The sequence below is a fragment of the Cupriavidus phytohabitans genome, assembly GCF_000426345.1.
Lineage (GTDB): Bacteria > Pseudomonadota > Gammaproteobacteria > Burkholderiales > Burkholderiaceae > Cupriavidus.
On sequence record NZ_AUFE01000061.1, the window covers coordinates 25,772 to 32,543 of the forward strand.

Consider the following 6,772-nt stretch of genomic DNA (forward strand, 5'->3'; position numbering starts at 1 on the left):
GGAGCCCGCCATGATTCGATTCCCGCAGCGCGCCTGGCGCCGCCTGTTCTGGCTGCTGCTCGCCACGTGCCTGCTGGCCGGCTGCGCCAAGGACATCCCGGTGTTCACGCCGCCGGCGCAGCGCCCGCTCGCCGCCGCCGAACAGCCCTGGCCCACCAACCACCTGGTGGTGCTGGCCTACCACGACGTCGAAGACAAGGACCCCGACCAGGCCTACCTGAGCGTGCGCACCGACCACCTGATCGGCCAGCTGGCCTGGTTGCGCGAGAACGGCTACCAGGCGGTCTCGGTCGACCAGGTGCTGGCCGCGCGCCGCGGCGGCAAGCCCTTGCCGGCGCGCGCGGTGCTGCTGACCTTCGATGACGGCTACCGCAGCTTCCATGCGCGCGTGCTGCCGATCCTGAAGGCCTACCGCTGGCCCGCGGTGCTGGCGCCGGTTGGCGCATGGCTCGACACGCCGGCGGGCCAGCCGGTCGACTTCGGCGGCACGCCGACCGCGCGGGACCGTCTGCTGACCTGGCAGCAACTGCGCGAGATATCCGCCTCCGGGCTGGTCGAGATCGGCGCGCACACGGACGCCTTGCACTACGGCATCAACGCCAACCCGCAAGGCAATACCGAGCCGGCCGCTGCGGTGCGCGGCTTCGACGCCGGCACCGGCCGCTATGAGACCGACGCCGCTTACCAGGCGCGCGTGCGCGCCGACGTGCAGCGCATCTCCAAAAAAATCCATGACGTCACCGGCAAGCCGGTGCGCGTGTGGATCTGGCCATATGGCGCCGAAGGCGGCACCGCGCTGCGCATCATCGGCGAGAACGGCTACGAGATGGCGCTGACGCTGGAAGACGGCCTGGCCAGGGTCGACAAGCTGATGTCCGGCGCGCGCATGCTGCTTGCCGACGACCCCGGCCTGCGCGCCTTCGCGCAGTCGGTGGCGACGATGGAAGAGCCGAGCGCCATGCGCGTCGCGCACGTCGACCTGGACTACGTCTATGACCAGGATCCGGCCCAGCTCAACCGCAACCTCGACCAGCTGGTGCAGCGCATCTACGACCTGAAGATCGACACGGTCTTCCTGCAGGCCTTCTCCGACGAAGACGGCGACGGCGTGGTCAGGTCGGTGTACTTCCCGAACCGCTGGCTGCCGATGCGCGCCGACCTGTTCAACCGCGTGGCATGGCAGCTCGGCAACCGCACCAGCGTCAAGGTCTACGCCTGGATGCCGGTGCTGAGCTTCGACATGGACCCATCGCTGCCGCGCGTGACGCGCTGGGATCCGGCCGCCAGCCGCGCCGAGGTCGACGCGAAGCAGTACCGCCGCCTGTCGCCGTTCGACCCGGTGGCGCGCCAGCGCATCGCCGAGGTCTATGAAGACCTGGCCCGCCACGCCTTATTCCAGGGTTTGCTGTTCCACGACGACGCCATCCTTGGCGACTTCGAGGACGCCAGCGCGCCGGCACTGGCCGCGTACCGCAAGGCAGGGCTGCCGGACAATGTTGCCGCGCTGCGCGCCGACCCGGAAACCATGCAGCGCTGGACGCGCATGAAGAGCCGTGCGTTGGTCGAGTTCACGCAGGAGCTGACGCAGCGCGTGCGCGCTATCCGCGGCCCGGCGATCAAGACCGCGCGCAACATCTTCGCCATGCCCATCCTGCAGCCGGAGAGCGAAGCCTGGTTCGCGCAGAACCTCGACGACTTCCTGGCCGCGTACGACTGGACCGCGCCGATGGCGATGCCGTACATGGAGCAGGTGCCGCGCGGCCAGGAGAACCAGTGGCTCGACCGCATCGTCGACGCGGTGGCACAGCGCCCCGGCGCGCTGCGGCGCACGGTGTTCGAGCTGCAGGCGCGCGACTGGCGCAAGCCAGAGACGCCGGTCGACAGCACGGTACTTGCCGGCTGGATGCAGCGCCTGCAGCGGCGCGGCGCGCGCAGCTTCGGCTACTACCCCGACGACTTCCTGAACAACCAGCCCCGGCTCGACGTGATCCGCCCGGCGCTGTCTAACGCCTGGTACCCCGCACCATGATCGAAAGACTGTTTGCCCTGGTTATCTTGTGCCTGGCGCTGGCGCTTCCGTTCGCGCTGGCCGCGCTTGCCACCGGCGACCTGCTGCTGGCCTTCGTGTTCTTCTATCCGCTGTTCATGTCCGGCCTGTGGATGGCCGGCGGCGTGTACTTCTGGCTGCATTGGGAGCGCAAATGGCAGTGGGGCGAGCATCGCGTGGCGCCCGAAGTTCCCGGCACGCCGTTTATCTCGATCCTGGTGCCGTGCTACAACGAGGAGCATAGTGGCGAAGAGACGCTGCTGGCCGCGCTGGGGCAGCGCTATCCCAACTTCGAAGTGATCGCCATCAACGACGGTTCGCGCGACGGCACCGGCGCCGTGCTGGAAGCGCTGGCGCAGCGCCATGAACGGCTGCGCGTGGTGCACCTGGCACAGAACCAGGGCAAGGCAATGGCGCTGCGCATGGGCGCGCTGGCCGCGCGCGGCGAATACCTGGTCTGCATTGACGGCGACGCGGCGCTGGACCCCGACGCCGCGGCCTACCTGGTCGCGCCGATGGTGGCCAACCCGCGCGTGGGCGCGGTCACCGGCAACCCGCGCATCCGCACGCGCTCGACACTGGTGGGGCGCATCCAGGTTGGCGAATTCTCGTCGATCATCGGGCTGATCAAGCGCACCCAGCGCGTCTATGGCCAGGTCTTTACCGTATCCGGCGTGGTTGCCGCGTTCCGCCGCCGCGCGCTGGACCGCGTCGGCTACTGGAGCCTGGACATGATCACCGAGGACATCGATATCAGCTGGAAGCTGCAGCGCGACCACTGGTCGATCTTCTACGAGCCGCGCGCGCTGTGCTGGATCCTGATGCCCGAGACCGTGCGCGGCCTGTTCAAGCAGCGGCTGCGCTGGGCCCAGGGCGGCGCCGAAGTGTTCATGAAAAACGTGCGCTCGATCTGGATCTGGCGCCACCGCCGGCTGTGGCCGCTGATGGCGGAGTACTGCCTGTCGGCGGGCTGGGCCTTTGCCTTTTCCATGTCGATCGTACTGTGGGCGCTGGGCCACTTCATCGCGCTGCCGGAGCATATCCGCATCCAGAAGCTGATGCCGCCGGGCTTTACCGGCATGGTGCTGGCGGCCGTCTGCATCCTGCAGTTCATGATCAGCGTGGCGATCGACCGGCGCTACGAGCCGCGCCTGGCGCGCACGCTTTACTGGATCATCTGGTACCCGCTGGCGTACTGGCTGGTCGGCATGTTCACCACGCTGCTGGCCTTTCCCAAGGTCATGCTCAAGACCCGGCGCAAGCGTGCGCGCTGGGACAGTCCCGATCGCGGCATCCAATCGATGAAATCGTCATGCATCCCGAAAACATGATCATCCGCACCCGGCGCGCACCGCTGCGCCGGGCCTTCGACGCGGTGCTGACCGCACTGGCGTGGGCCGGCTTCTTCTACCTGTTCGCCAGCGGCATTCGTGACATCCTGGTAGGAGCGTCGACCGGCCTCGACGTGCCATTCTGGTCCGCGATGATGCCCACCATGGGCACGCTGTCGGCGTACGTGCTGGTGGGCGTGTTCAACGGCGTGCTGCTGCTGGTGTGGGCGCTGTACAACCAGATTCGCTTCGCCGGCATGGACCGCCGCAAGCCGCTGCCGCCGCTGGCCGACGACGAGCTGGTAGCCAGCTTCGGCCTGCCGGGACAGCGCGTCGATGCGCTGCAGCAGGCCCGGGTGGCGGTTATCGATCACGACCACGACGGCGGCATCGCCGGCGTCCGGCTGGGTTACGAATGGATTGCGGCTCCGGTCAAGCCTGCAGTGGCAGCTTCGGCAGAAGCTTGTGTGGCGTGATTGGATAGCTCGCAGCGCTTGTCCAGGCCACCAAACGCCAGCACGTCTCGGCCGACAGGCTGTTTCGGGGCGCTGGCGGCGCCGCTTGCCAGTGGCACGTTGCGCCCGGCGGCGCACAGCGGGCTTCGTGGCAGCCGGGGGGAGGCCTTCGTGCCATCGGACACACAACGGGTAATCCACTAGTCGCGGCCTTGTTTATTTGCTCCGGATAATCACTTATAAATACGGGACATGCTGCGGCTGATGTCCCGCATCATGACTCCGCCCGCCGGGACGCCTGCGGGCTTTTTTTTATCCTTGATTATTCATAATCGATATTAATCAGGAATCTTATTTCACCGCCTTCTGATTTTGGTTGGTAAAAACCCTGATTTTTCCCGGAACATTACAAAATCGCAATGTTTCGGGGTTGGTCAGCATTTGACATGCTTTCTGCCAAGTCGTCAATACTTCCCTCAAAGCCGCTCCGGCATTGGATTTCAGGGAATATGACGCACTTATTCATGCGTCTTGCTCACTGATGCGTGAATATCCTGAATCCGTTTTCCCAGCCATATTCCTCATTAATCATCGGGCTAGTGAAAACCCTGCTGCCGGTCGACTTGTACTTACTTGATATATCACATACTGTGTATCCCATCGCGTCTCGTAGTTTTGAAAACAGGTGAGTGCGGGAGACGTCGATATGGCGTCGCAATAAAAGGCAGTAAATGCCAACGACACAGGAGACAGTAAATGCCAGGAGCCACCTGCAAGTTGACGCGCATGGCGTCCCCACCTTCGTCCATTCCCACGGATTTCCCGAAACACACGGTTCAAGGAGCGCGCTATGAGTAATGCAACGGCAGGGGCCCTGCGCCCCAATCAAGGGGCTTCGGAGTCCACGCGCTGGATCCAGCTGATCGTCGGCGTGGTCTGCATGATCGCCACCGCGAACATCCAGTACGCCTGGACGCTGTTCGTGCCCGAGATCCAGGAAACCTACGGCTGGTCACGCGCCAGCATCCAGATCGCCTTTACCGTGTTCGTGCTGGTGCAGACCTGGCTGGCGCCGATCGAGGGCTACTTCATCGACAAGTTCGGGCCACGCATGATGGTGGCTTTCGGCGCGCTCTTTATCGGCGCGGCGTGGGTCATCAACTCGCAGGCGACTACGCTGATGGGCTTTTACCTCGGTGCCGCGGTCGGCGGCCTGGGTGTGGGCTCCATCTACGCGACCTGCATCAACAACGCGCTCAAGTGGTTCCCGGACCGCCGCGGCCTCGCGGTCGGCCTGACCGCCGGCGGCTATGGCGCGGGCTCGGCGGCGACCATCCTGCCGATCGCGGCGATGATCGAGTCGCAGGGCTTCCAGCACACCTTCCTGTTCTTCGGCCTGCTGCAAGGGGCGCTGGCCTTCGTGGCGGCGTGGTTCCTGCGCTCGCCCAAGACCGGCGAGGTGCGGGCGTCGAAGAAGCTGGCCCAGGCCACGCGCGACTACACCCTCAAGGAAGCGCTGTGCACCAGGCTGTTCTGGCTGATGCTGGTGATGTTCGTGCTGGTGGTTACTGGCGGCATGATGGCCGTGGCCCAGCTCGGCGTCATCGCCAAGGACCTTGGCGTGAAGGAATTCCAGGTCGACCTGCACTTCTTCGTGATGGCCGCATTGCCGCTCGCCCTGATGCTTGACCGCATCATGAACGGCATCTCGCGTCCGCTGTTCGGCTGGATCTCGGACAACATCGGCCGCGAGAAGACGATGGTGATTGCCTTCTCGCTCGAAGGGCTGGGCATCATCGCGCTGGGCTACTTCGGCAGCGACCCGTACGCCTTCCTGATCCTGTCCGGCGTGGTGTTCCTGGCCTGGGGCGAAGTCTACTCGCTGTTCTCGGCACTGGCGGGCGATGCCTTCGGCACCAAGCACATCGGCAAGATCTACGGCGTGCTGTACACCGCCAAGGGCATTGGCGCACTGTTCGTGCCGATCGGCAACCTGCTGATGGAAGCCACCGGCACGTGGTCGACGGTGCTCTACACGGTGGCGGCGATGGACCTGACCGCTGCGTTCCTTGCCATCATGGTGCTGCGGCCGGTGCTTGCCTCGCACGTTGCGACATCGCGGCAGCAGTTTGCGAAGGAATCTGCCGCAGCCGGCGCGCAAGTGGCGGCCTGATCCACGCGCTGCGCTTCAGATAGACCGATCCACTGGTAGTTGGCTGGGCGGGCTTCTCCGGAAGCCCGCTTTTTTTGTGCGCCCGGCAGGGCGCACTCGCTTGGGGGTGAAAGTCCCCTACACACCCGGCAAGGGGAAGTGTTAGCCAGAGGCAAGGGTTCCCCGGGTGACCGGGGGTCTGAAGGAAGCCCGAGGCAAAGCGCTGGCCTGACGAACAGGAAGCGGATATGAGGCGACGCGTTGGGGTAAGTGTCAAGTCCTGACATAGGTTGACAGGTTTGGTAGCTCCATTCGGCGCCTATCGCTCCGCGGCAACAGACGCCCGATGAACATCATTGGGCGTTTTGTATTCCAGGGCCTGATGGGGTCGTTCGCGGTTATAGATGTGTACAGACTCCCTCACCATACGAGCAGCTTGCTGCAGATCGGCTGGACGGTTCAGGAGGAATTCACTTTTGAGGATGCCGTTGATGCGTTCTGCCATGGCGTTCTGGTAGCAGTCGTAGCCATCGGTCATGGAGCAGGTCAGCCCATGTCGGACCTGTCCGTATTTTTGTGTGCGAGGCGGTTTTGAATTTTGTTAGCCTCGGGCCGCGGTAAATCTCTCCCCATACAGGATAGCAAACTGGTTCATGGCGGACTTCCAGTCATAAGTCGTGCGAACGGACTTCGTCAGTACGTTGCGCAGTGCTAGCCACAGCAACTTGATCGCCGCTTCATCCGAAGGGAAGTGGCCACGGGTCTTGATGATCTTGCGCAACTGCAT

The 6,772-nt window shown here is 64.4% G+C and carries 4 protein-coding genes and 2 pseudogenes; 4 read left to right on the forward strand and 2 right to left on the reverse strand.

The features are described from left to right. Nucleotides 1-10: 10 nt before the first annotated feature. The 4 genes from pgaB to oxlT all read left to right on the forward strand — a co-directional run bounded on the left by pgaB (nucleotide 11) and on the right by oxlT (nucleotide 6,006). Entirely contained in the window at nucleotides 11-2,029 is a 2,019-nt protein-coding gene (gene pgaB, locus K309_RS0128005; RefSeq protein ID WP_051320648.1) for a poly-beta-1,6-N-acetyl-D-glucosamine N-deacetylase PgaB, read from the forward strand. Further along, nucleotides 2,026-3,378, forward strand: coding sequence for a poly-beta-1,6-N-acetyl-D-glucosamine synthase (pgaC, locus tag K309_RS0128010; RefSeq protein WP_029049453.1), 1,353 nt, complete (start codon nucleotides 2,026-2,028; stop codon nucleotides 3,376-3,378). The genes pgaB and pgaC overlap by 4 nt, the downstream gene beginning before the upstream one ends. Then, the gene (gene pgaD, locus K309_RS37685; RefSeq protein ID WP_051320649.1) at nucleotides 3,360-3,854 is read left to right on the forward strand and encodes a poly-beta-1,6-N-acetyl-D-glucosamine biosynthesis protein PgaD; all 495 of its coding nucleotides are present in this window, start codon (nucleotides 3,360-3,362) and stop codon (nucleotides 3,852-3,854) included. The genes pgaC and pgaD overlap by 19 nt, the downstream gene beginning before the upstream one ends. A gap of 829 nt (nucleotides 3,855-4,683) precedes the next feature. Further along, nucleotides 4,684-6,006 (forward strand): oxalate/formate MFS antiporter, encoded by a 1,323-nt coding sequence (oxlT, locus tag K309_RS0128020; protein ID WP_029049454.1) that lies wholly within the window; start codon nucleotides 4,684-4,686, stop codon nucleotides 6,004-6,006. 298 nt (nucleotides 6,007-6,304) lie between these two features. Here oxlT and K309_RS40525 read toward each other — a convergent pair. Together K309_RS40525 and K309_RS0128030 are read right to left on the reverse strand one after the other, a co-directional pair. Further along, a pseudogene (locus tag K309_RS40525) lies at nucleotides 6,305-6,544 on the reverse strand (integrase core domain-containing protein); the annotation flags it as partial. Nucleotides 6,545-6,586: 42 nt separating this feature from the next. Then, nucleotides 6,587-6,772, reverse strand: a pseudogene (locus tag K309_RS0128030) (IS256 family transposase); the annotation flags it as partial.

Excerpts from the sequence above, each read along its gene's own strand:
- pgaD (WP_051320649.1), top strand. The coding sequence starts at position 3,360 with ATGCATCCCGAAAACATGATCATCCGCACCCGGCGCGCACCGCTGCGC.
- oxlT (WP_029049454.1), top strand. The coding sequence starts at position 4,684 with ATGAGTAATGCAACGGCAGGGGCCCTGCGCCCCAATCAAGGGGCTTCG.
- pgaB (WP_051320648.1), top strand. The coding sequence starts at position 11 with ATGATTCGATTCCCGCAGCGCGCCTGGCGCCGCCTGTTCTGGCTGCTG.
- pgaC (WP_029049453.1), top strand. The coding sequence starts at position 2,026 with ATGATCGAAAGACTGTTTGCCCTGGTTATCTTGTGCCTGGCGCTGGCG.